The organism is Telluria aromaticivorans, assembly GCF_013003915.1.
Taxonomy (GTDB): Bacteria; Pseudomonadota; Gammaproteobacteria; order Burkholderiales; family Burkholderiaceae_D; genus Telluria; species Telluria aromaticivorans.
In genome coordinates this window covers 26,165-49,214 of record NZ_JABAIV010000003.1, presented here as the reverse complement: position 1 = coordinate 49,214, position 23,050 = coordinate 26,165, and the positions used below count along the sequence as shown (strand labels likewise).

At 66.0% G+C, this 23,050-nt stretch carries 20 protein-coding genes and 1 tRNA gene; 18 read left to right on the top strand and 3 right to left on the bottom strand.

Going from position 1 to position 23,050, the window contains the following annotated elements; all coding sequences use genetic code 11:
* Positions 1-48: 48 nt before the first annotated feature.
* Positions 49-1,131, top strand: a complete 1,083-nt coding sequence (locus tag HGB41_RS09460) for a metallophosphoesterase (protein WP_171084809.1) — start codon at positions 49-51, stop codon at positions 1,129-1,131.
* A gap of 80 nt (positions 1,132-1,211) precedes the next feature.
* Positions 1,212-2,651 (top strand): M20/M25/M40 family metallo-hydrolase, encoded by a 1,440-nt coding sequence (locus HGB41_RS09455; protein WP_171083615.1) that lies wholly within the window; start codon positions 1,212-1,214, stop codon positions 2,649-2,651.
* Positions 2,652-2,697: 46 nt separating this feature from the next.
* On the opposite strand, the gene HGB41_RS09450 is transcribed toward HGB41_RS09455, so the two are convergent.
* Entirely contained in the window at positions 2,698-3,066 is a 369-nt protein-coding gene (locus HGB41_RS09450) for an Lcl C-terminal domain-containing protein (protein WP_171083612.1), read from the bottom strand.
* 218 nt (positions 3,067-3,284) lie between these two features.
* Between HGB41_RS09450 and HGB41_RS09445 the strand changes: the two genes are divergently transcribed.
* Positions 3,285-3,881 carry a hypothetical protein gene (locus HGB41_RS09445; RefSeq protein ID WP_171083610.1) on the top strand — a complete coding sequence of 199 codons (597 nt, stop codon included), beginning with the start codon at positions 3,285-3,287 and terminating at the stop codon, positions 3,879-3,881.
* A gap of 100 nt (positions 3,882-3,981) precedes the next feature.
* On the opposite strand, the gene HGB41_RS09440 is transcribed toward HGB41_RS09445, so the two are convergent.
* A complete protein-coding gene (locus HGB41_RS09440; protein ID WP_171083608.1) occupies positions 3,982-4,653 on the bottom strand; it encodes an SOS response-associated peptidase in 672 nt (223 codons plus the stop codon).
* Positions 4,654-4,771: 118 nt separating this feature from the next.
* On the opposite strand from HGB41_RS09440, the gene HGB41_RS09435 reads away from it, so the two are divergent.
* From HGB41_RS09435 to HGB41_RS09365, 15 genes are all read left to right on the top strand, one after another.
* Positions 4,772-5,176, top strand: a complete 405-nt coding sequence (locus tag HGB41_RS09435) for a hypothetical protein (RefSeq protein WP_171083606.1) — start codon at positions 4,772-4,774, stop codon at positions 5,174-5,176.
* A gap of 22 nt (positions 5,177-5,198) precedes the next feature.
* A complete protein-coding gene (locus tag HGB41_RS09430; RefSeq protein WP_171083604.1) occupies positions 5,199-5,408 on the top strand; it encodes a hypothetical protein in 210 nt (69 codons plus the stop codon).
* Between the two features lie 326 nt (positions 5,409-5,734).
* A tRNA-Leu gene (locus HGB41_RS09425) sits at positions 5,735-5,819 on the top strand.
* Positions 5,820-6,015: 196 nt separating this feature from the next.
* Positions 6,016-6,807 carry a hypothetical protein gene (locus tag HGB41_RS09420; RefSeq protein ID WP_171083603.1) on the top strand — a complete coding sequence of 264 codons (792 nt, stop codon included), beginning with the start codon at positions 6,016-6,018 and terminating at the stop codon, positions 6,805-6,807.
* Positions 6,808-6,893: 86 nt separating this feature from the next.
* Positions 6,894-9,140 carry a penicillin acylase family protein gene (locus HGB41_RS09415; protein WP_229422957.1) on the top strand — a complete coding sequence of 749 codons (2,247 nt, stop codon included), beginning with the start codon at positions 6,894-6,896 and terminating at the stop codon, positions 9,138-9,140.
* 7 nt (positions 9,141-9,147) lie between these two features.
* A complete protein-coding gene (locus tag HGB41_RS09410; protein ID WP_171083601.1) occupies positions 9,148-9,696 on the top strand; it encodes a sugar O-acetyltransferase in 549 nt (182 codons plus the stop codon).
* Positions 9,697-9,824: 128 nt separating this feature from the next.
* Positions 9,825-10,454 carry a PEP-CTERM sorting domain-containing protein gene (locus tag HGB41_RS09405; RefSeq protein ID WP_229422956.1) on the top strand — a complete coding sequence of 210 codons (630 nt, stop codon included), beginning with the start codon at positions 9,825-9,827 and terminating at the stop codon, positions 10,452-10,454.
* A gap of 141 nt (positions 10,455-10,595) precedes the next feature.
* A complete protein-coding gene (locus HGB41_RS09400) occupies positions 10,596-11,147 on the top strand; it encodes a thymidine kinase (protein ID WP_171083599.1) in 552 nt (183 codons plus the stop codon).
* A gap of 6 nt (positions 11,148-11,153) precedes the next feature.
* Positions 11,154-11,738, top strand: a complete 585-nt coding sequence (locus tag HGB41_RS09395) for a hypothetical protein (RefSeq protein WP_171083598.1) — start codon at positions 11,154-11,156, stop codon at positions 11,736-11,738.
* 156 nt (positions 11,739-11,894) lie between these two features.
* Entirely contained in the window at positions 11,895-14,174 is a 2,280-nt protein-coding gene (locus tag HGB41_RS09390) for a carboxy terminal-processing peptidase (RefSeq protein WP_171083596.1), read from the top strand.
* 297 nt (positions 14,175-14,471) lie between these two features.
* Positions 14,472-15,164, top strand: coding sequence for a PEP-CTERM sorting domain-containing protein (locus HGB41_RS09385; protein ID WP_171083593.1), 693 nt, complete (start codon positions 14,472-14,474; stop codon positions 15,162-15,164).
* Positions 15,165-15,296: 132 nt separating this feature from the next.
* On the top strand, positions 15,297-16,499 hold the full coding sequence (locus HGB41_RS09380; RefSeq protein WP_171083592.1) for an acyl-CoA dehydrogenase family protein: 1,203 nt from the start codon (positions 15,297-15,299) through the stop codon (positions 16,497-16,499).
* A gap of 10 nt (positions 16,500-16,509) precedes the next feature.
* A complete protein-coding gene (locus HGB41_RS09375) occupies positions 16,510-17,649 on the top strand; it encodes an acyl-CoA dehydrogenase family protein (RefSeq protein WP_171083590.1) in 1,140 nt (379 codons plus the stop codon).
* A gap of 5 nt (positions 17,650-17,654) precedes the next feature.
* Complete coding sequence (locus HGB41_RS09370; RefSeq protein WP_171084803.1) at positions 17,655-18,119, top strand: MaoC family dehydratase; 465 nt, start codon at positions 17,655-17,657, stop codon at positions 18,117-18,119.
* Positions 18,120-18,347: 228 nt separating this feature from the next.
* Entirely contained in the window at positions 18,348-21,065 is a 2,718-nt protein-coding gene (locus HGB41_RS09365) for a DUF8189 domain-containing protein (RefSeq protein WP_171083588.1), read from the top strand.
* A gap of 732 nt (positions 21,066-21,797) precedes the next feature.
* Here the strand turns inward: HGB41_RS09365 and HGB41_RS09360 are convergent.
* On the bottom strand, positions 21,798-23,030 hold the full coding sequence (locus tag HGB41_RS09360; RefSeq protein WP_171083586.1) for an acyl-CoA dehydrogenase family protein: 1,233 nt from the start codon (positions 23,028-23,030) through the stop codon (positions 21,798-21,800).
* Positions 23,031-23,050: the final 20 nt, after the last annotated feature.

Genomic DNA, 23,050 nt, shown 5'->3' with positions numbered 1-23,050 from the left:
TTCGCCACCGTCCTCTTCCTTCTCTTCTTGCTGCAGGTATATGTCGGCATGCGCCTGCTGCCGGACCTGGCGCTGGACCTGCTGCCCACCCTGTTCGCGGTATTGCTGCTGCTCGGTTTGGCCATATTGGTGCCGGTCGGGTTGTTGTCGGCGTCGCTGCGCCGGCGGCGCTGGTCCGAGGCGGTGGCCTGGGCCGGTCTGTTGTCGATGGGCTTCTTTTCTTCGCTGCTGGTGGCGACGCTGGCGCGTGACCTGGTGCTGCTGGCCCTGCGCCTGGCCGGCATGCTCACGCCGGGCTTCCTCCACGGCAGTGCGGTGGCGGTGCCGCTGCTGGCCTTCGGCGTCACGGCGCTCGGCTTCGTCAACGCGCGCCGCCTGGCGCGGGTGGTGAAGGTCGATGTACCGATCGCCGGCCTGCCCCTGGCGCTGCAGGGGTATTCGATCGCCCAGGTGTCGGACATCCACGTCGGCCCGACCATCCGCCGACCCTACCTGGAGGCCATCGTCGAGCGCGTCAACAAGCTCGGTGCCGACGCGATTGCCATCACCGGCGACCTGGTGGACGGCAGCGTGCACCGGCTGGCGCCGCATACCCAACCGCTGGCGCGCCTGGCGGCCCCGGACGGCGTGTTCTTCGTGACCGGCAACCATGAGTATTATTCGGGTGCGGAAGAGTGGATCGCTGAAGTGCGCCGTCTCGGCATCACCGTACTGATGAACCAGCACGTGATCCGGCGCCGCCAGGATGCTTCCCTGATGATCGCCGGCGTGGCCGACTACGGCGCCCACCAGTTCCATCCGGCGCATAAAAGCGATGCGCGCGCGGCGGCCGCCGGCGCACCGGCAGGCGTCGATGTGCGGGTGCTGCTGGCGCACCAGCCGCGCAGCGCGCCGGAAGCGGAGAAGGCGGGCTTCCACCTGCAATTGTCCGGCCATACCCACGGCGGCCAGTTCTTCCCGTGGAACTTGTTCGTGCCGCTGCAGCAGCCTTTCGTGGCCGGCCTGCACCGGGTGCGCGACATGTGGGTGTATATCAGCCGCGGCACCGGTTACTGGGGGCCGCCGAAGCGCTTTGGCGCGCCGTCCGAGATCACACTGCTGCGGCTGGTTGCTGCGCCGGTAGCAGTGTAAAGACGGCAATAATTCGCAGCCAGAAAACCCCGGATGCGCTAAGCTTTGACTCCCTCGCTTTCACCTCAAGGATTCAACGCATGAACCGTCGCATCCGCAGTCTCCCTGTCCTGGCCGTCCTCGCTGCAGCACTGCTCGCTTACCCGGCCCAGGCCGCCAGCCCCGGCAACGATCCGGCGGCGCTCGCCAAGATCCGCGACACGGCCATGGCCAGCGACTACGCGTGGGAACGCACGGCGGACATGACCGACCTGATCGGCCCGCGCCTGTCCGGCTCGGCGGGCGCGGCGGCGGCGGTGACCCAGGTGGCCGAGGCGATGCGCAAGCTGGGCGCGCGAGTGACGCTGCAGCCGGTCAAGGTGCCGCACTGGGTGCGCGGCCTGGAAAGCGCCGAACTGGTCGAGTACCAGGGACGCCCCTCCGGCATCAGCCAGCGTGTCGTGGTGACCGCGCTCGGCGGCTCCGGTGCAACGCCGGCCAGCGGCTTGAGCGCGCCCGTGCTGGTGGTGAAGAATTTCGACGAGCTCAAGGCGCGCGGCGCCGAGGTGAAGGGCAAGATCGTCCTGTTCGACGTCGCTTTCGACCAGCACATGGCCGACCGCGGCCTGGCGGGCCAGGCCTATGGCCAGGGTTCCGCCTACCGCCGCGACGGCCCGCGCCTGGCGGCGGAGCTGGGCGCGGCCGCAGCGCTGGTGCGCTCGGTTGGGGGCGCGAGCTACCGCCTGCCGCACACGGGCAGTACCGGGCTGGTCGATGGCGCACGGATCCCGGCAGCGGCCGTCACCGCGGAAGACGCCATGCTGATGAGCCGCCTGGCAAAGCGCGGCCCGGTCAGCATGCGACTGCTGCTGACCCCGCAAAACCTGCCGGATGCCGACAGCTATAACGTGATCGCCGACCTGCCGGGAAGCGACAAGCCGGACGAAATCGTGATCGTCTCCGGCCACCTGGATTCCTGGGACCTGGCCACCGGCGCGCACGACGATGCCGCCGGCGTCGCCAGCGCCATGGCCGTGCTCGAGACCCTGAAGAAGCTCGACTACCGCCCGCGCCGCACCATCCGCATGATCGCCTGGATGAACGAAGAGAACGGCACCCGCGGTGCGCGCGGCTACCTGGCGGCAGAGCAGGCCAACGCCGACAAGCATTTCGGCGCCATCGAAAGCGACAACGGCGCCGGCCGCCCCTTCGGCCTGCGCGCCAGCGTCCCGGCCGCGTCGAGCAAGCTGTTCGCGCCGCTGCAGGCCGCCTTGCTGCCGATCGGCGCCGGCGTGTTCCAGCGCCAGGACGCGCTCTCGACAGGCGACTTGTCCGGCCTCGAGCGCGCGGGCGTGCCGAGCTTCGCGCCGCTGCTCGATACCTCCAGCTATTTCGACTATCACCACACCCCGGCCGATACGCTGGACAAGGTCGATCCCGACCACCTGCGCCGGCATGTGGCGCTGATGGCCGCGACTACCTGGTTCCTGGCGAATATCGAGCAGCCGATCGGCCGCGCGAACGTCCCGGGCGTGAATTAAGCCAGTCTAGGTCAACGCTGCAGCGGCCCCGGCGCGCCGCGGCGCATCAGGGCACCGGGATGCGCCGCACCGCCCGCGCATGGCCCCGGTATGGCCGCCCATAGATGGTCTGGATACCGCTGGCGAAGTTCTGGCCCCAGACCAGTTGTGACCGTGTTTCGTGCGGTTCGCTGGACCAGTACCAGTTGCGCTCGAAGCCTTCGCGCTGGTTGGCGAACAGCAAAGCCAGCTCGCGCCGCGTCGGCAAGGCGCCGCCGCGCGCGCCGGCCCAGTCGGCGGCGGATGGCCAGCTGACGTCGGCGGCTTCGCCTGGCAGCAGGATCAGGTGGTAGTCGGAGTCATCCTTGCCCAGGATCAGACCCGCATAGGCCTCGCCGTCTTGCAGCATGGCCCGCACTTGCATGAACTCGCCCATATAACATTTCCTCGTGATTGGTAGCGTTCCATTAAGACCGTCCGGTTCAGCCTTTGGTTGCGTCCACCGTTCGATCTGGCGCATACAAATGCATAATTTCACTAAGGAAACCTGGTTTGTCGATTAACTACGACAAGCAGGTTTTTTTAAGGAAAGTTGAACTAAGGAAGTTTCCACTGCTCAAAGCTACTCACTCATTGATGACGCGAGGAACTTCCATGAAACAATTCCCAAGCTTTGCTTCGGGCTTCCGGCTCACTACGGCGCTGTGCTGTGCCGCAGCGGTATTGGTGACGGCCTGCGGCGGCGACATCAACGATGGCCGGGCCATCCCGCAGTCGGCGACCGCAGCCGAAGTGACGGGCGTCGGCGACGCCGATGCGACGGCCGTGGCCGCCATCGATCCGCTGGAAGCGATCCCGGCGGACAGCGCGGCCGTCCCGGCCCCGGCGCCGGAAGCGGTAGCCGCTCCTGCGCCGGCCAGCCCGAGGGCCGACCTGGCCAGCACGGCGGCTCCTGCCGCAACTGCTGCCGCAACCACCCCCGCAACTGCCACCTCCACGACGGTGGCCGCGAGCGCCCCGGCACCCGCGTCCATTGCTGGCGTCAGCCCATCGGCAGCCGCACCGGCTCCGGCCGTCAATCTGACCGGTTACGAGACCCCATCGGAAGCTCCCGTCGCTCCCGGCGCGAACGCAGCGGCTCCGGCCAACGCGTCCCCGGCCACGGCTGCGACGCCTGCCGTGCCCTCGACCATCGATCCCGAGACCGGGATGCCGACTGCGGGCATGCCTGCGCCTGCCACCTCGCACTGACGACCGCATCCGGCGCGGGCAGCGCCTGCCGGTAAATGGTCTGCCCATGAAAAAACCCGCACGGGACATCGGGCGGGTTTTTTTACAACTGGCAAAAAATTCAGCCGGGCAGGGGCAGGGCCATCTGCGGGTCCTGGGAACCCGCGCGGTTCACCGCCGTCGTGACCCTGTACCACTCGAAAGCCTCCGCGGCCAGGGCGGCGCGGCGCGCCAGGTCGAGCGCTTCCTCGGGCGAGCGCGAAGGGTCGAGCCAGAGTTCGGCGTCGGCCGCATCGAGCACCACCGGGCGGCGGTCGTGGATGTCGAGCATGCCGTCCGCCGCGTCGTCGGTCACCAGCACGAAGCCGGCTTCGGCCCGGTTCTCGATAAAGCCGCCGAAGTTCGCCAGCGCCAGCAGGAATAGCGGCGCGTGGTCCTTACGGTGGATGTGCCAGGGCTGCTTCGCGCCTTTCTCGCCGGTCCATTCGTACCAGCCCTCGGCCGGCACGATGGCGCGCCCGGACTTGAGCAGGGGTTTCCAATAGCGGTTGGTCAGCTTGTCCATGCGTGCGTTGACGACGATCGGCACCTTGCCCTCGGCCCATTTGGCGCGATAGCTCCAGAACACGTCGTCGACGCGGTGCTCGCCATCCTGCACGTGCATCACGGGGCGGTAGCTGCCCGGGGAAACATTCCAGGCAGGGCCGGCCTCGCTGTCGTAGACAGCGTCGGCCCAGCCGAACACGCTGGCGTAATATCGAGCCGTCTGGCTCTGGTCAAATCGTCCACACATGGCACACATGGTAGCGCAGGCCCGGGCAGGGTGCGGCACGGTAGGGCAGGATGCTGACACTTGCCCACGCGCGCGCAGTGGTATGCTCGTGGCTGAATTGATAACGGGAGAAAACGGTATGGCAACTGGCTGGTGGAGCGTCTTGAAGACCGTGCCCTGGAGTGAAGTGATCAATGCCGCGCCGCAGGTGGCGACCGGCGCGCGCCGGCTGTGGGATACGGTGGCGCGCAAGTCCGGCAATACCGCGGGCATGGCCCCGGGGCCGGTCATGGACGCCGAGCCCGGGGAAGACCTGTTCGGCACCCTGGTGCTGCGGGTCGAAAAAAATGAATCGACCGTGGCCGACCTGCGCAACCAGATGCTGCAGGCCTCCGAGATCATCGCCAACCTGGCCGACCAGAACGCCCAGCTGATCGCCAAGATGGAACTGGCGCGCAGCCGGCTGCTGTGGCTGGGCGTGGCGGTCGGCGTCTCGGGCGTGTTCTCGCTGGTGGCGCTGGCGCTGGTCATCGGACGCACCTAGTGCGCGCACCCAGGGCCCTGGCATGAAAGTCGTACTGATCCTTGCAACGCTATTCGTCTTCATCTCGATGCTGCTGAACGGGGCCCGGCGGCGCGGCAAGCTCAATGACAATGCGAACCGCGCCGTTGCCGGGCTAGCTTCGTCGATGCGGATCTTCGTCTATGGGTTGCTGGTGTTCGTGGCGATCGCCTGCCTGGCGCTGGCTTACCACAGCCTGCAAGCTGCCGGGTAGCCGAGCCAAGCCGCTGCCAACGGGAAAATGCACCCGGTATGTGCGAATACACTGACAAAACGGCGAGCCGGATTGGAGCTTGATGGAAGGGGGCATCGTCCCTATCTTTATTCCATCCTCTTTTGGATAGTTCTACCTCTCCGTGTGTCTCCAGCTCAGTACAGACTGAGTTATTCTCCGCTGCTCCAGACGGGCAGCGGATTTTTTTTGGCCGTTCGGGAGGTCGCGCTCATCGATTCTCGAGGCTGGCTACAGGCACGTGGATCCCCGATGCGGGCTCAACTATTCACACCGTCCTTGCTGCCCGTAGTACAATCCCGCCCGGCGCGGGCATGGCGAAATTGGTAGACGCATCAGACTTAAAATCTGCCGCCGTGAGGCGTGCCGGTTCGATTCCGGCTGCCCGCACCACCACACACCTCAATAGCAGCAACGTCCTTCAGGTTCTGCGGCCTGCGACGAGTGGGGAACGTCCGCCCGACTCTCTCGAATTTCTTCAGAACACTTTCAACGTTTCCCCCGGCTCATCGATTGGCCCTCCCGCCCGTATGGTGTAGCATGCCGGACGGCGCCTCATGTTGGCGGCGCCGCAGCAAGAGGACACCAATTGAACATCACACTGAACGACGACCTGCGCGCCTTTGTCGACCCGCTGACCCCCATTGAATACACCGCGCTCGAACGCAGCCTGCTGGCCGAGGGCTGCCGCGACGCGCTCGTGCTCTGGGGCGAAACCCTGATCGACGGCCACAACCGCTACGAGATCTGCCGCAAGCACGGGATCGAATTCCGCACCGTCCAGAACAACAGCTTCGCGTCGATCGACGACGTCATGCTCTGGATGATCGACAACCACCTGGCGCGCCGCAGCGTATCGGACTTCCAGCGCGGCGTGCTGGCGCTCAAGAAGAAAGAGATTGTCACCGCCCGCATGGCCGAGGAGCTGGCATCGAAGCCGCCGCAGCCGGAAGCCGACGACATGGAGGCGCGCCCGCCGCCGCCATGGAATACCCGCGAGGATGTCGCCAAGGCGGCCCGCGTGTCGAGCAATACCATCAGCCAGATCGAACGCATCCAGAAGGCCGCGACGCCGCAGCTGCGCGAGGCGGTACGTGCCGGCACCATCTCGATCAATGCCGCCGCCAACGTGGCCCAGCTGCCGGACGAGCTCCAGATCGCCGCCGTGGCCGGTGGCCGCAAGGAATTGCAGCAGGCCGCGCGCCAGGTGCGCGAGCAGAAGATGGCCACCCGCCCGAAGAAGGAAACCGTGCCGGTGGATCCTGCCGACCAGATGGCTGCCCTGAAGGCCGAAGTGGCATCGCTGAAGGACCGGGTCGCGACCTTGCTGACCGAGAATGAAGTGCTGAAGCAGCGGCTGGTGCACGCCGGCGTGGCTTGAGCACCATGCTGGTGCACGCCGGCGTGGCTTGAGCACCATAAGTAAGTAATAAAGACTCGCAGGACCAACACCACAGGAGACAACGCATGCCCATGTCCATGCCCGCAATCCGCCTGATCGTCACGGCCATCCTCGGTTTCACCTCGCTCGGTGCGGCAGCGCCGGTAGCAGCGTTCCAGGGCGACCCCACGCCGATGGCGAGGCCGGCCCACAGCGCCGCCGAGCTGGCGCGCTGGAAGAAGACGGCGGGGCGGGTAACGATCATGCGCGACAAATGGGGCATTCCCCATGTCTTCGGCAAGCGCGATGCCGATGCCGTCTTCGGCCTGCTGTATGCGCAGGCCGAGGACGACTTCAACCGGGTGGAGCTCAATTACATCAATGCGATGGGGCGCCTGGCCGAAGTCGAGGGCGAATCGGCGCTCTGGCGCGACCTGCGCATGAAGATGTACATCACGCCAGCGAGCATGCAGGCGAAGTATGCCGCCAGCCCGGCCTGGCTGAAGGAGCTCATGGTCGGGTTCGCCGATGGCCTGAACTATTACCTGCATACCCACCCCGAAGTCAAACCGAAGCTGATCACCCGGTTCGAGCCGTGGATGGCGCTGAGCTTCAGCGAAGGCAGCATCGGCGGCGACATCGAGTCGATCGACCTGAAAGACCTGGAGCGCTTTTACGGCAAGGCGCCGCAGCCAGCCCTGGCCATGGCATCGATCGGCAGGAACCTGGACGCCGAACCGCGCGGTTCCAATGGCTTTGCGATTTCCCCCAAGCTGTCGGCCTCCGGCAAGGCACTGCTCTTGATTAACCCGCACACCTCGTTCTACTTCCGCCCGGAAGTGCACATGGTCAGCGAGCAGGGCCTGAACGCCTATGGCGCCGTGACCTGGGGCCAGTTCTTCATCTACCAGGGCTTCAACGACAAGACCGGCTGGATGCATACCTCGGGCGGAGGCGACGTCATCGACGAATACCTGGAAACCGTCATCGAACGCGACGGCAAGTTCTTCTACAAGTATGGGCAGCAAGAGCGGCAGGTAGAAGCAAGGCCGATCACGCTGCCCTACAAGACGCCGTCCGGCGCGATGGCAAGCAAGACGGTCACCGCCTATTTCACCCACCACGGCCCGGTCGTGCGCGAGCTCGATGGTAAATGGGTGTCCGTGAAAATGATGGACGAGCCGCTGAAGGCGCTGACCCAGTCATACACCCGCACCAAAGCGCGCGACTACGAGTCCTTCTACAAGGCCATGGAGCTGCGCACCAATTCCTCGAACAACACGGTGTATGCCGATGCCAGGGGCAATATCGCCTACTTCCACGGCAATTTCATCCCGAAGCGCGACCCGCGCTTCAACTGGAACAAGCCGGTCGACGGCAGCCTGCCGGCCACCGAATGGCAGGGACTGCACGCCATCAAGGACACCATCACGCTGTTCAATCCGGCCAGCGGCTATATCTCGAACACGAATAACTGGCCATTCAGCGCGTCGGGTGCGAACAGCCCGCGCCGCCAGGATTACCCGGACTATATGTGGTCGCTGCCGGAGAATGCGCGCGGCCGCCACGCCGAGCGGGTGCTGAAGAACGCCAGGGGCTTCACGCTCGACAGCCTGATCGCGGCCGCCTACGACAGCCACCTGACCGCCTTCGAGCCGCTGGTCCCGCAACTGCTGAAGGACTACGACGCGCTGCCGGCGAACGACCCGCGCAAGGCCGGGCTCGGCGCCCAGGTCGCCGCGTTGCGCGGCTGGGACCTGCGCGCGGGCGTCGATTCAAGGCCGGCTTCTCTCGCCATCTACTGGGGCCAGGACATGGTGGCCCAGCACGCCGCGCGGGCCCGCGCCGCCGGTTTGCCGACCGTCGATTTCATCACCAGCAGCCTGAGCCCGGAAGAGCGCCTGGCCTCGCTGCAGCGCGCCACCGACAAGCTCACTGCCGACTTTGGCACCTGGCAGACCCCGTGGGGCGAGATCAACCGCTTCCAGCGCGTCAGCGGCGACGTCGACCAGCAGTACGACGACAGCAAGCCGAGCTGGCCGGTGGGCTTTGCCTCGGCCAACTGGGGTTCGCTGGCCTCGTTCGGCATGGTGGCCAAGCAAAAGACCAAGCGCATCTACGGCGACCGCGGCAACAGTTTTGTTGCCGTCGTGGAGTTCGGCCCGCGCGTGCGCGCCAAGAGCATCCTGGCGGGCGGCAACAGCAACAACCCGGCCTCGAAGCATTTCGCCGACCAGGCTGAAATGTACAGCCGCGGGGAGTTCAAGGATGTCCTGTTCTATAAAGAAGACATCGAGAAGAACCTCGAGCGCAGCTACCATCCGGGAGAATAAGCTGCGCATGAGCGAGCGCCACAAGATGCTGGCGGGACAGCCCTATCACGCGGACGATCCCGGGCTGGTTGGAGAGCAGGCGGCCAATGCCGCCTGGCTGGCACGCTACAACGCCGCACTCGGCGCGCCGGTCGCCGTATGGCGCACCCTGCTGGCCGAGCTCCTGGGCGCGGTGGGCGAGGGCAGCATCGTGCGTCCGCCTTTTCATTGCGACTACGGCTGGAACATCCGGCTTGGCAAGGGCGTGTTCGTTAATTTCAATTGCATCATCCTGGACGTGGTCCCGGTGACGATCGGCGACGACACGCGCATCGGCCCGGCGGTGCAGGTGTATACCGCCGAGCACCCGCTCGACCCGGCGCTGCGCCGCAGCGGGGTAGAGTCGGGCCGGCCGGTGGTCATCGGCAACAATGTCTGGATCGGCGGCGGCGCCATCATCCTGCCGGGCGTGACGATCGGCGACGATGCCGTCGTGGGGGCGGGCAGCGTGGTGACCCATGACGTGCCGGCCGGCGCTATCGTTGCCGGAAACCCGGCCCGGATCGCCACAAGCTGACGCTTCTTTTAGCCAGCTCAAGATGGCGGAAAATCAAGATTAGCAACACTGCAACTCCCGCGGGAACCATGTCTACTTGGGCGGCAGGACCACCATCCCCGACCGACATCCTCTTCCGGAGTGCAACCATGAACACCCGCCTGAAAACCTGTACGCTGGCCGCGCTGCTGTGCTGCGCCATGGCCGCCCATACCAGCGCCCACGCCCAGATCACCGTCTATACCAACTGCGACGCCTTCCTGGGCGCAGTCGTCAACCCCGGCGTGGATACCTACGACGACCTGCTGGTGGAAATGTACGCGCCCTCCCTGAATCGGACCGCGGGCGCGTATAACTACACTGTGTCCGCAGGAGAAGGCATCTACGGCGCCGGCGAGGGCGGCGATGGCTGGCTGTCCACCAATTCCCCCTATGACAGGATTGCCTTTAACAACTTCTCGTCGGTGGTGTACGCGCTCGGCGGCGAGTTTTTCGGCAGCAATCTCCTCGGCCGGTTCACGCCCGGCACCACCATCATTCTGACGGCGCTGAACGGCACCTCGGCCACCTATGTCCTGCCGGAAAGCGAAACCGGCAGCTTCGTCGGCTTCGTGTTCTCCTCGCCACTGAACTCGGTCGTGGTCGGCACCTTTGGTGAAGGCTACTGGCCGACGGCCAACAACCTGGTGCTCGCCGCTGTCCCCGAGCCCGGCAGCTACGGCATGATGCTGGCGGGCATCGGAGTGCTCGGATGGCTGGCGCGCCGCAGGCGCACCTGAGTCAGCCACTATCGGCCAGGCCGCCTGTCGCCGCGGCCTGGCCCTTTCCCGCCTCCGGGCTGCTGGCGCTGCCTCCTGCCTGCTTGCTATAATCCGGCAATTTTCTAGCGGCGAATTCTCACCAGCTTACGGGGCAGGGCAGTGGCAAAACTTTATTTCAGGTATTCGGCGATGAACGCCGGCAAATCGACCGCCCTGTTGCAGGTCGCGCACAACTACGAAGAGCAGGGCCAGCGCGTCAAGCTCTATACGGCGGCGATCGACAACCGCTATGGCGTCGGCGTGATCACCTCGCGCCTGGGTCCGCAGCGCGAAGTCGACACCTTCGAGCGCGATACCGATTTCCTGGCTGCCGCACCGGACGTGTCCTGCATCCTGGTCGATGAAGCGCAGTTCCTGACCACGCTGCAAGTGCAGCAGTTGCACCAGGTGGCCCAGGTGCGCGGCGTCCCGGTGATCTGCTATGGCCTGCGCAGCGACTTCCGCGGCGAGCCCTTCCCGGGATCGGCCTATTTGCTGGCGCTGGCCGACGACATCGAGGAAATCAAGAACATCTGCAGCTGCGGCAAGAAGGCGACCATGAACATCCGCGTGGATGGCGAGGGCCGCCGCATCCGCGAAGGCGAGCAGGTCAGCATTGGCGGCAACGAAAGCTACCGCCAGGCCTGCGGCCGCTGCTTCTACGCGCGCTGAGCCGCGATGGGGCTTGCCTCCGGCTGCGCCGCCTGGCTGCCCGCGCTCGCCTGCGCCCACGGCGCCGGCGCCATCGACATGCTGCTCTACCTGCTGCCCTCGGCGGCGCTGGCCCTGCTGCTGTGGATCGGCTCGGGCGCCCATCCTTTCTTCTTCGTGTTCACCGCGGCCGGTACGCTCTGCCACGAGCTGGCCCATTTCTCGGCCGGCCTGCTGACCAATGCCGAGCCGGTCGGGCTGAGCGTCATCCCGCGCCGCATCAAGCGCGCTGGAAAGGGACACAACTGGGAGCTGGGCTCGGTCACCTTCGCCAACCTGCGCTGGTATAACGCGGCCCCTGCGGCACTCGCGCCCCTGCTGGTGCTGGGCCTGCCGTTCGCGGTGGCCTGGTGGCGCACCCGCCAGGGCTGGGTATTCGAGCCGGTCGACCTGCTGCTGGCGGTGCTCTTGGCCCCGCAATTCCTGTCGTTCTGGCCATCCCCGGTGGACTGGCGGCTGGCGGCGCGCTCGTGGCCATGGATTCCGCTGCTCCTTGTTGCCGGGCTGGCCACGAAATACGGCGCCTTGCTGCTCGCTCTTGTCAAAGGGTGAACACATGGCTTATGCCAGCCTTAAAGGCGCGCCGCAAAAGCATACAAGCTGGCTCTGCACGCTTGCGCCTTCCTGTAGAATGGGCTGCAAAGGGCGTACTGACCGGCATGCCTTGCCGGACGCGCCGAGGCACCATACGTTTCGGAGAAACGAAGAATGAAAAAGCACCATCTGATCATGGCCGCAGTGGCCTTCGCCATGTCGGCCCATGTGGTCACCGCGCAGCCGGAAAAGACCGCGTCGGTCCAGCCTTCCAGATCGCCGGCCACCATCGGCGCCACCCAGATGAAGCCGCTCGCCGAGCAGACCCAGGCGGCAGTGTGGGCGTCGCGCGTGCTCGGGCGCTACCACTACAAGGCGGTGCCGCTCGACGACGCGATGTCGCAAAAGATCTTCGACAATTACTTCGAAGGGCTGGACAGCGAGAAGCTGTACTTCACCCAGTCGGACGTCGACCAGTTCGCCCCGATGCGCACCAAGATGGATGACGCCATCAACAACGAAAACCTCACGGTCCCGTTCGCGATCTACAACCTCTACCAGCAGCGCTTCGGCGAGCGCATGGCCTATGCACGCCAGCTACTCAAGACCACGCCCGACTTCACGCTCAACGAGACCCTCCAGCTCGACCGCGAGAAAGCGCCGTACGCCAGGTCCGAAGAAGAAATCCGCGACCTGTGGCGCAAGCGCGTCAAGAACGACTGGCTGCGCCTGAAGCTGGCGGGCAAGAGCGACAAGGGCATCCGCGAGACGCTCGACAAGCGCTACGACAACTACGTCGGCCGTATCCGCAAGCTCAACAACGAAGACGTGTTCCAGATGTTCATGAACGCGTATGCCACCGCGATCGAGCCGCACACCAACTACCTTGGCCCGCGCTCGGCCGACAACTTCGACATCGCCATGCGCCTGTCGCTGGAAGGCATCGGCGCCGTGCTGCAGACCCGCGACGAATACACCATCATCCGCGAGATCGTGCCGGGCAGCCCAGCTGCGCTGTCGGGCAAGCTGAAGGTGGGCGACCGCATCACCGGCGTGGCCCAGGGCGCCGGTCCGCTGACCGACGTGCTCGGCTGGCGCATCGACGACGTGGTCCAGCTGGTGCGCGGCGAGAAGGGCACCACCGTGCGCCTCGACGTGCTGCCGGGCGACGCCGGTCCCGACGCCAAGCCGGTGACTGTGTCGATGGTGCGCAAGAAGATCAGCATGGAAGAGCAGGCTGCCAAGAAATCGATCATCGAAGTCAAGGATGGCGGCGTCAAGCGCAGGGTCGGCGTCATCTCCCTGCCGACCTTCTACCTCGACTTCGAGGCGCGCCGCCGCGGCGACAAGGACTTCCGCAGCGCCACCCGCGACGTGGCCCGCATCCTTGCCGAGCTCAAGAAGGACAAAGTCGACAACGTGCTGATCGACCTGCGCAACAACGGCGGCGGTTCGCTGACCGAAGCCATCGAACTGACCGGCCTGTTCATCGACAAGGGCCCGGTGGTGCAGCAGCGCGATGCCCAGGGACGTATCGAAGTCGAATCCGACACCAATGCCGGCCTGGCCTGGGATGGCCCGGTGGGCGTGCTGATCAACCGCGGTTCGGCTTCGGCCTCGGAAATCTTCGCGGCGGCGATCCAGGACTATGGCCGCGGCCTGGTCATCGGCGAGCCGAGCTTCGGCAAGGGGACAGTCCAGACCCTGATCGACCTCGACCGCTTCTCGCCGGGCGAGAAAGTGCGCTACGGCGAACTGAAGATGACGATCGCCCAGTTCTTCCGCATCAACGGCGGCACCACCCAGCTGCGCGGCGTGACGCCGGACATCAAGCTGCCGGTGCTGTCCGACGTCGACAACTTCGGCGAGTCGTCGTACGACAACGCGCTGCCATGGGTGGCGATCAAGCCGGCGAGCTTCGCTGCTGCCGGCGACCTGAAGGAACTGATCGCGCCACTGCAGAAGCGCCACGAGGCGCGCATCGCCAAGGACAAGGAATTCCAGTTCCTGCAGGAAGACATCGCCGAAGTAATGAAAGTGCGCAAGGAAAACGCGATCTCGTTGAACGAGGCCGTGCGCCGCAAGGAGCGCGACAGCCAGAACGCCCGCGCCAAGCTGCGCGAAGCACGCCTGGCCGGCGCCGCCGGTACCGCAACCGACGAGCCGGCCACCGGTCCGGCCGGCAAGGAAGCGCGCGGCAAGGTGCCGGCCCCGACCAAGCCCGAGAAAACCACAGTCGCGCTGCGCGGTGCGCCACGCCAGGACGACGGCCTGCAATTCGACGAGCGCGACCTGAAGGCCGAACTGGCTGCCGAGAAGGCGGCCAAGGATGCCAAGGATATCCTGCTGCAGGAAGCCGCCAACATCCTGGCCGACGAAGTCGGGATGCTGCGTACCGACTCCCGCATGGCCTCGCGTGCCATGCCTTATATGGCGTCGCCGCGCGGTAACTGAAGGCTGCCAGGTTCCCTGGTGCTCCCCTCCAGATGGCCGGTCCTGCAATGCAGGGCCGGCCATTTTTCATTCCGGGCACCGAACACGATTGTTTTCTTTGCGGCAATAATTGCAGCGAGTTATGTTATCTGGCTCACATACCATGTAAGATGATTCCTACTCCGAAACGGGAATTTATCTAGTTTTCATACCCCGCGCACGGTTGAGATACCTCTTGCATTGTGTTTTTTTTATTTATGTTAGGATAAACCTACGTTGTAATAAAAATAATTGATTTTTAACTTAGGAGTTATTCCCATGGCAATCCGTCACCTCGTTGTTGCTGCGCTGCTCGTCGGTGCAGGTGCCGCCCAAGCAGATACGATTTCGTCGAGCACTTCCGCGCCACCGACCTTCCTGTCCGGCTGGACCGCCGGCAACGGGGTTGATGTCCTCGGTTCCGGCGTGCTCCAGGGTAACCTGAAGCTGATCGGTGGTGTCGCGCACTCGGCTGGCTCTTCGTCGGAAGCCTCGCTGGCCGACATCCTGGACGGCAAGGCATCCGCCACCATCGCCCAGGACAATGGCCAGACGACGATGTTCTTCAAGCGCGGCATCGCAGGCGACTACCTGCTGGGCTCGAACATGGCGATCATGGCGGCATCGATGGGCACCGGCGTTTCGCTGGTAGGCTCGGCCAACGGCGCCGTGGTCCAGGAAGGCGTTGCCGGCGTTCCAGCCAGTGGCGCGACTTCGGGTGGCGGCGCAGCGAGCGGCCCTTCGGGTTCGTCCGGCTCGACCGGTTCCGGTGGCGGCACAGGCGTGTCGGCCGGCGGCTCGACCAACGTGTCGATCCCGGGCATTGGCAACGGTTCGGGCCAGGCTGGCGCCGGCATCATCGTGAGCCCAGCGGCAGGAGCCGATGCTGTCGACGTGCCGGAACCGGCAAGCCTGGCACTGATGCTGGCAGGTATGCTGGGCGTTGGCGCAGCCCGCCGCCGCACCCGCTGATTGACCCAGCGCAGGGCGGCGCTGCCCGTCCTGCATAAGCCCAGGTGTTTCCACTTGGCGCCCGGTCCGATTGCGGTACAATCCTTGTGAACGGTCGTGCTTTTCCAGGCGGCCTAATAACAAGGAGACCACATGGACCTGCACTACTCGGACGACGACCTGGCCTTTCGCGACCAGGTCCGTTCCTTTCTCGATTCCCACCTGCCAAAAGACCTGCAAGCCAAGGTGCTCACTCACCTGCGCCTGACCAAGGACGACTTCGTCCGCTGGCACCGGATCCTTGCGCAGCAGGGCTGGGTAGCCCCTGGTTGGCCGGCCGAGTTCGGCGGTCCCGGCTGGACACCGATCCAGCGCCATATTTTCGAGGAAGAATGCGCACGGGCGGGTACGCCGCGCATCATGCCCTTCGGGATCGACATGGTGGCGCCGGTGATCATGGCCTTCGGTTCGCAGCAGCAGAAAGACCATTTCCTGCCGCGCATCCTGTCCTGCACCGACTGGTGGTGCCAGGGCTATTCCGAACCCGGCGCGGGCTCCGACCTCGCTTCGCTCAAGACCACCGCCACCCGCCACACCGATGCCGAGGGCGACCATTACATCGTCAACGGCCAGAAGACCTGGACCACGCTGGCCCAGCATGCAGACATGATCTTCTGCCTGGTGCGCACCGACAGCGGCGTGCGCAAGCAGGAGGGCATCTCCTTCCTGCTGGTCGACATGCATGCGCCGGGCGTTACCGTGCGCCCGATCATCATGCTCGACGAAGACCACGAAGTGAACGAAGTCTTCTTCGACAACGTGCGCGTGCCTGCGGCCAACCTTGTGGGCGAGGAAAACCGCGGCTGGACCTATGCCAAGTATTTGCTGGGCCACGAGCGCACCGGCATCGCGGCGGTCGGCCGCAGCAAGCGCGAACTGGCCTTCCTCAAGCGCCTGGCCCGGCGCGAACAAAAGAATGGCCGTCCGCTGCTCGAAGACCCGCTGTTCGCCGCCAAGGTGGCCGCGATCGAGATCGAACTGATGGCGCTCGAAATGACGGTGCTGCGGGTGCTGGCGCAAGCGAACAAGGCGCCAGGGCCCGAGGCGTCGGTGCTGAAGGTGCGCGGCACCGATATCCAGCAGGCGCTCACTGAGCTGATGCTGGAAGCGGCCGGCCCGATGGCGCTGCCCTTCGACGCGGCCTATCTCGAAGGCGAGAATGAACACAGCATCGCCGGCGACGACGATGCCGCGCCGCTGGCGCCGTACTACTTCAACTACCGCAAGACCTCCATCTATGGGGGGTCGAACGAAATCCAGCGCGGTATCATCACCCAGATGATCCTGGGCCTGTAAGGAGAGCCAGATGAACTTCAATCCCAAGGAAGAACAGGTCCAGTTTGCCGACGCACTGAAACGCTGGATCGGCCGCGACTACAGCTTCGAGCAGCGCCGCGCCATCATCGCGTCCCCGCAGGGCTGCTCGAACGAAGCCTGGGCCACGCTGGTGGAACTCGGCATGACGGCGCTGCCGGTGCCGGAAGAGCAGGGCGGCTTCAGCGGGGGCGCCACCGACATGTTTGTCGTGATGCGCGAACTCGGGCGCGGCCTGGTGGTGGAACCGTATTTCGCGACCGTGCTGGGGGCGAAATTCCTGGCCCTGGGCGGTGCGCATGGGGCGCTGCTGGAGGCGGTTGCGACAGGCGAGCTGAAGCTGGCTTGCGCGCTGGGCGAGCGCCAGTCGCGCCACGACCTTCGCGACATCGCCACCCGTGCCGAGGAAGTGGAAGGCGGATGGCGCCTGTCGGGCGAAAAAACGGTGGTGATCCATGGCTTGGAGGCCGGTGTGCTGGTGGTGTCCGCGCGCAGCAGCGGCGTCCAGCGCGACGAAGCTGGCATCACCCTGTTCGCGGTGCCGTTTGACGCGCCGGGCGTGCAGGTCACCGGCTACCGCAGCCTCGACGGCCTGCGCGCGGCAAATGTGCGCTTCGACGGCGCCCTGCTGCCGTCGGGCGCCGTCATCGGCTCGCCAGGCAGCGGCTGGGACATCCTGGAACATGCGGCCGATTACGGCGCTGGCCTGCTGTGCTTCGAGGCGCTCGGCGCGATGGAAGCGCTGTTCGACGCCACGCTGGACTACCTCAAGACGCGCCAGCAGTTCGGCGTGCCGATCGGAAAATTCCAGGCGCTGCAGCACCGCATGGCCGACATGTATATCCACCTGGAGCAGGCGCGCTCGATGGCGCTGCTTGCAGCAGTCAGGCTGGACGGCGGCGATCCTGCCGAGCGCCGCCGCGTGGTCTCCGCAGCCAAGTACCGGGTCGGCGAGGCGGCGCGCTTCATCGGCCAGCAGGCGGTGCAACTGCACGGCGGCATGGGCGTGACCGACGAGCTGGCGGCGGCGCATTATTTCAAGCGCCTCACCACCATCGACCTGAGCCTCGGCGACCGCGACCACCACCTGGCGCGTTTCATCGCCCAGCCGGGCTTCCAGGAGGCCGCGTGAGCGCAGTGCGCACGCAGTGGTACTTCGAGGATTTCCATGTCGGCCAGGAGCTCGACCTCGGTGAGCGCAATGTCAGCGAAGCGGAGATCATCGCCTTCGCCCGCGAATTCGATCCGCAGCCTTTCCACGTGGACAGGCAGACAGCTGCCGGCTCGATCTACGGCGGCGTCATCGCCAGCGGCTGGCATACCTGCAGCCTGATGATGCGGATGGTGGTCGACGGCATGATGTGCTCGGCGTCGAGCATGGGCTCGCCCGGCCTGGACGGCGTGCGCTGGCGGCACCCGCTGCGCGGTGGCGATACCCTCAAGGCGCGCTACCTGACCACCGCCGTCAAGGCCTCGGCCTCGAGGCCCGACCGCGGCGTGGTCTGGTCGACCTGGACCGCGACCAACCAGCATGGCGAAGAAATCTGCACCATCGACGGAATGGGCCTGTTCGGCCGCCGTCCCCCTGGCGGCCAGGGCTGACGCCAGCCACCGGCAGCCGGCGAGTCCTTCGCGGGCTTGCCGGCCTCACCTGTCCGTTCTCTTCCATTCCCGTTTGCCCGTGGTCCCCGCCACGGCGCATGTTTGCGCAAACGCAAACGAATCGATTCGGCTGAGCTCCTAAGCTGCACACTGGCCATCGGGGTGGGCGCTGCCCGCCGGTCCGCTGGTTTCGGAATTTTCCACACAGCGCAACTACAGGGGTGAACCATGAGCGAGAAAGGCAGCCAGCAACATACCCAACCGGGCGCAATGCCGAAAGGCGGGGCAATGGGCGGCGGCATGCCCACGCCATCGATGGGCGCGGCAGGCGGCGACACGATGCCGCGTCCCGGCCAGACCGGGGGCGCCACGGGCGGAACGGGAGCGGCGGATTCCATGCCGCGTCCCGGTGCACAGGGGGGCGGCGGGGGCGGAATGCCGCGGCCCGCGGGCATGGGCGGCGGGGGCGGCGGCGGCGGGGACATCCCGCGCTTCGTGCAGCCGGGCCGGCCATCCGGGCCTCAATACGAACCCGGCGTGGTCGAGGTCCAGTTCCGCGACGGCGTCCAGCCCAGCCTTTCCCACGACGGCACCAGCGTGGCCCTGTCGCTGCAGGCGCGGTCGGCGGGGCCGGATGGCGTCGGGCTGGATGCGGTCAACCAGATCCTGCAGCGCTACTGCCTGGTCAGCGCCGAGCCGACCTTCAACCGCACGCTCGAAGAAGGCGACAGCGCGCGCGCCACCGCCCTCCAGCAGGGCATCGACGTACCGCACCTGGCCGATTTCGTCACCCTGCGCTTCCCGCCGGACGCCGACGTCACCGAGATCGCCGCTGAACTCTGCAGCTCGCCGCAGGTGGCGCGCGCGGTCCCGGTGCCGACGGCCCGTCCGCCCATCGACGTGCTCGACGAAGCGCCGCCGCGCGCCGCGCGCCAGGACGATCCGCTGCGCGAGGGCGCCGGTGGCGAACTCTCCGAGCGTCCACGCGACCGTGAGGGCGCGCCGGCCGGGCCGCTGTCCGAACCGCTGGTCGGTTCCAGCGACCAGGCCGTCATCGACCCGAACACCGGGCTCGAGAACCAGTGGTATATCTTCCGCTGCCGCGCCAACCACGCCTGGAGCATGTCTTCGGGTGCGAACGTCGTCATCGCCGACGTCGACTGGGGCTACCGGACCGGCCACGAAGACCTGGCGCCGCACCTGGCCAAGACCTATAACGCGGTCGACGGCTCCGGCACCGTGAATACCGGCGGCTCGATCTACCACGGCACCGGCGTGCTCGGGCTCACCGGCGCCGTGGCCAACGGCAAGGGCATGGCGGGCTTCGGCTTCGATTCCGAACTCTGGGGCATCCAGGGCGACACCGGCCCCGGCGCTCCGCTCGGCGGCAATGCCTGGGCGCGCGGGATCGACTGGGTCCGCACCACCAACAGCGGCGGCAAGCGCAAGATCGTCATCCTCGAGGTGCAGACCGGCGCCTTCGGCAACTACGAGCAGGTTCCGTCGGTCAATGCGGCAATCAAGACCGCGATCGCGGCCGGCGTGGTGGTCTGCGTCGCGGCCGGTAATGGCGACCGCGACGCCGGCATCGACGATGCCGGCAACCCGATCCCGGCAACCGGCTCCATCCTGGTCGGCGCCACCGCCTACGACCCGGTCACCAACCCGCGCGCCTGGTTCAGCAATTTCGGCCCCAACATCGTCGTCGCCGCGCCCGGAGACTCGGACCACGACGTGACCTGCCACAGCGCCTCCGATTCCAGCTACAGCAACCATTTCGGCGGCACCTCCGGCGCCACGCCGAAAGTGGCAGGCGTGGCGGCGCTGATGCTGTCGGCGAATCCCTCCCTGACGCACGCCCAGGTGCGCGACCTGCTCAACTCCACCGGCTCATTGGTGACGACCACGGCCGGCAAGCCCCTGGGCCGGTTCCTCAACGCCGAAGCGGCCGTGCGGGCGGCACGTTCCGGCGTCACCGGCCGCATGGAAGTGTTCGCGCGCGGCACCGACAAGGCGGTCTGGCACCTGTGGCAGACCGCGCCCAGCAATGGCTGGAGCGGCTGGGCCTCGCTTGGCGGCTGGGTCGACATCATCCGCAGCGCGCGCAATGCCGACGGCCGCCTGGAAGTGTTTGCCCGCGGCGCCGACAAGGCCGTCTGGCACCGCTGGCAGACCGCGCCCAACAATGGCTGGAGCGACTGGCATTCGCTGGGCGGCTGGGTCGACCTGATCGAGGTCGGCCAGAACCAGGACGGCCGGCTGGAGATCTTCGCGCGCGGATCCGACAGGGCCCTGTGGCACCGCTGGCAGACCGCGCCAAGCAATGGCTGGAGCGAGTGGGCCTCGATGGGCGGCTGGATCGACCGGCTCTCCATTGGCCAGAACCAGGATGGCCGCATCGAGGTCTTTGCGCGCGGCGGCGACGGCGCCCTGTGGCACAACTGGCAGACCGCGCCCAACAATGGCTGGAGCGGCTGGGCCTCGATGGGCGGCTGGATCGACATGATCGACGTCGGGCGCAACCAGGACGGACGGCTCGAAGTGTTCGCCCGCGGCTCCGACGCCGCACTCTGGCACATCTGGCAGACCGCCCCGAACAATGGCTGGAGCAGCTGGAACTCGCTGGGAGGCTGGATCGACCAGATCGCGGTCGGCCAGAACCTCGATGGACGGCTGGAGGTGTTCGCACGCGGTTCCGACAAGGCCGTGTGGCACCGCTGGCAGACCGCGCCCAATAACGGCTGGAGCAACTGGAACTCGCTGGGCGGCTGGGTCGACCGGCTGTTCGTCAGCAATAATGCAGACGGCCGGATGGAGTTGTTCGCGCGCGGCGCCGACAAGGCCTTGTGGCACCGCTGGCAAACGGCGCCGAACAACGGCTGGAGCAACTGGGGTAGCCTCGGTGGGGTGATCGACTCGGTCGAGGTGGGGCAGAACGCGGGCTAGGGCCGCATGTCTGTCAATCCAGCTGAACTTGCAGGGTGGGCAGGGTGATTTCGGGCAATGCCCGGAATCACGAACGCCCACGCGGTGATCGTTTGGGCGGGATCTGCCGCACGGGCAGTCGCGCTGTGATTTGAACGCGTGGGCGTAATTCCGGGCATTGCCCTAATGCCAGTCAATTAGTGAGAACCGTAGCGTGGGCGGCTTGTAACCCGGGCCACTGGACCCGGTTACCCCACGCAGTGATAGTTGCAATATGAGCCGACGCGCGGGCTGCAGCACCGTAGTTTGAACGCGTGGGCAAGGTAAATCAGGCCAATGCCCTAATGCCAGTCAACTAGTGAGAACCGTAGGGTGGGCGGCTTGTAACCCGGGCCACTGGCCCCGGTTACCCCACGCGGTGGCAGTTGCAATATGAGCCAGCGCACTGGCTGCAGCACCATAGTTTGAACGCGTGGGCAAGGTAATTCAGGGCAATGCCCTGAATTACGAATTGCCCACCCTACGAGTCACCGGCGGCTCGGCTCTTAAGTGACCGGCATTAGGCAATGCCCTGAATTACGAATTGCCCACCCTAAGAGTAACCGGCGGCTCTTATGTGATCGGCATTAGGGTATTGCCCAAAATAACCCTGCCGACGCTACGAGTAACGAGCGACTCTTCACTGATCGGCAGGCTGAGGCAACGGGTAACCCGCGTTGGGGCGTGGGTCACCCCATGCCCCAGCCTTGCTTGCTAGGCTTTCGGCGCTGCGTACTTCGCCAGTTCGAGCTTGGCCACGGCATTCCGGTGCACTTCATCCGGCCCGTCGGCCAGGCGCAGCGTGCGGTTGCCGGCCCATTGATAGGCGAGAGGGAAGTCGTCCGACACGCCGGCCGCGCCGTGGGCCTGGATCGCCCAGTCCAGCACGTCCTGGGCCACCGTCGGCGCCAGCACCTTGATCATCGCGATCTCGGCGGCGGAGTGCTTGTTACCAACCGTGTCCATCATGTAGGCGGCTTTCAGGGTCAGCAAGCGGGCAGTATCGATGCGGATGCGCGATTCGGCGATGCGCTCGCGCCAGACACCTTGCTCTGAAATCTTGCGTCCGAAGGCCACGCGCGCCTCCAGGCGTTTGCACATCAGTTCGAGCGCGCGCTCGGCCACGCCGATGGCGCGCATGCAGTGGTGGATGCGGCCCGGGCCGAGGCGGCCCTGGGCGATCTCGAAGCCGCGGCCTTCGCCCAGCAGCATGTTCGCGGCCGGCACCCGCACGTTCTCGAACAGGATCTCGCAGTGGCCGTGCGGGGCGTCGTCGTAGCCGAACACCGGCAGCGGGCGCAGGATGGTAATGCCCGGGGTGTCGGCCGGGACCACGATCATCGACTGCTGCTGGTGGCGGGCGGCACCCGGATCGGTCTTGCCCATCACGATGAAGACCTTGCAGCGCGGGTCGCCGGCGCCCGAGATCCACCACTTGTGGCCGTTGATCACGTAGTCGTCACCAATACGCTCGATGCGGGTGGCGATATTGGTCGCATCCGAGGACGCGACGTCCGGCTCGGTCATGGCAAAGGCCGAGCGCATCTCGCCGCGCAGCAGCGGTTCCAGCCACTCGCGCTTGAGGTCTTCCGATGCGTAGCGCTCCAGCGTTTCCATGTTCCCGGTGTCGGGCGCGGAGCAGTTGAAGACTTCCGGCGCCCACGGCACCCGGCCCATGATCTCGCACAGCGGGGCGTAGTCGAGGTTGGACAGGCCTTCCGGCGCGCGGGCCGACTTAGGAAGGAACAAATTCCACAATCCGGCTTCGCGCGCCAGCGGCTTGAGGCGCTCGATCAGGCCAAGGGGCAGCCAGCGCGTGCCCTTGTCGCGCGCGTTGGCCGCGATTTCATCAAGGAAGGCGCTTTCGTTCGGATAAATGTGCTCGTCCATGAAGGCGAGCAGGCGCGCCTGCAGTTCCTGGCAGCGTGCAGAGTAGGCAAAATCCATGTGCGTGTCCTTGTAATCGG

Coding starts and splice junctions, on each gene's coding strand:
- HGB41_RS09385 (WP_171083593.1), top strand. CDS start 14,472: ATGGCAATCCGTCACCTCGTTGTTGCTGCGCTGCTCGTCGGTGCAGGT.
- HGB41_RS09440 (WP_171083608.1), bottom strand. CDS start 4,653: ATGTGTGGACGATTTGACCAGAGCCAGACGGCTCGATATTACGCCAGC.
- HGB41_RS09415 (WP_229422957.1), top strand. CDS start 6,894: ATGCCCATGTCCATGCCCGCAATCCGCCTGATCGTCACGGCCATCCTC.
- HGB41_RS09450 (WP_171083612.1), bottom strand. CDS start 3,066: ATGGGCGAGTTCATGCAAGTGCGGGCCATGCTGCAAGACGGCGAGGCC.
- HGB41_RS09410 (WP_171083601.1), top strand. CDS start 9,148: ATGAGCGAGCGCCACAAGATGCTGGCGGGACAGCCCTATCACGCGGAC.
- HGB41_RS09380 (WP_171083592.1), top strand. CDS start 15,297: ATGGACCTGCACTACTCGGACGACGACCTGGCCTTTCGCGACCAGGTC.
- HGB41_RS09455 (WP_171083615.1), top strand. CDS start 1,212: ATGAACCGTCGCATCCGCAGTCTCCCTGTCCTGGCCGTCCTCGCTGCA.
- HGB41_RS09445 (WP_171083610.1), top strand. CDS start 3,285: ATGAAACAATTCCCAAGCTTTGCTTCGGGCTTCCGGCTCACTACGGCG.
- HGB41_RS09375 (WP_171083590.1), top strand. CDS start 16,510: ATGAACTTCAATCCCAAGGAAGAACAGGTCCAGTTTGCCGACGCACTG.
- HGB41_RS09360 (WP_171083586.1), bottom strand. CDS start 23,030: ATGGATTTTGCCTACTCTGCACGCTGCCAGGAACTGCAGGCGCGCCTG.
- HGB41_RS09405 (WP_229422956.1), top strand. CDS start 9,825: ATGAACACCCGCCTGAAAACCTGTACGCTGGCCGCGCTGCTGTGCTGC.
- HGB41_RS09460 (WP_171084809.1), top strand. CDS start 49: ATGCGCCTGCTGCCGGACCTGGCGCTGGACCTGCTGCCCACCCTGTTC.
- HGB41_RS09395 (WP_171083598.1), top strand. CDS start 11,154: ATGGGGCTTGCCTCCGGCTGCGCCGCCTGGCTGCCCGCGCTCGCCTGC.
- HGB41_RS09390 (WP_171083596.1), top strand. CDS start 11,895: ATGAAAAAGCACCATCTGATCATGGCCGCAGTGGCCTTCGCCATGTCG.
- HGB41_RS09365 (WP_171083588.1), top strand. CDS start 18,348: ATGAGCGAGAAAGGCAGCCAGCAACATACCCAACCGGGCGCAATGCCG.
- HGB41_RS09435 (WP_171083606.1), top strand. CDS start 4,772: ATGGCAACTGGCTGGTGGAGCGTCTTGAAGACCGTGCCCTGGAGTGAA.
- HGB41_RS09430 (WP_171083604.1), top strand. CDS start 5,199: ATGAAAGTCGTACTGATCCTTGCAACGCTATTCGTCTTCATCTCGATG.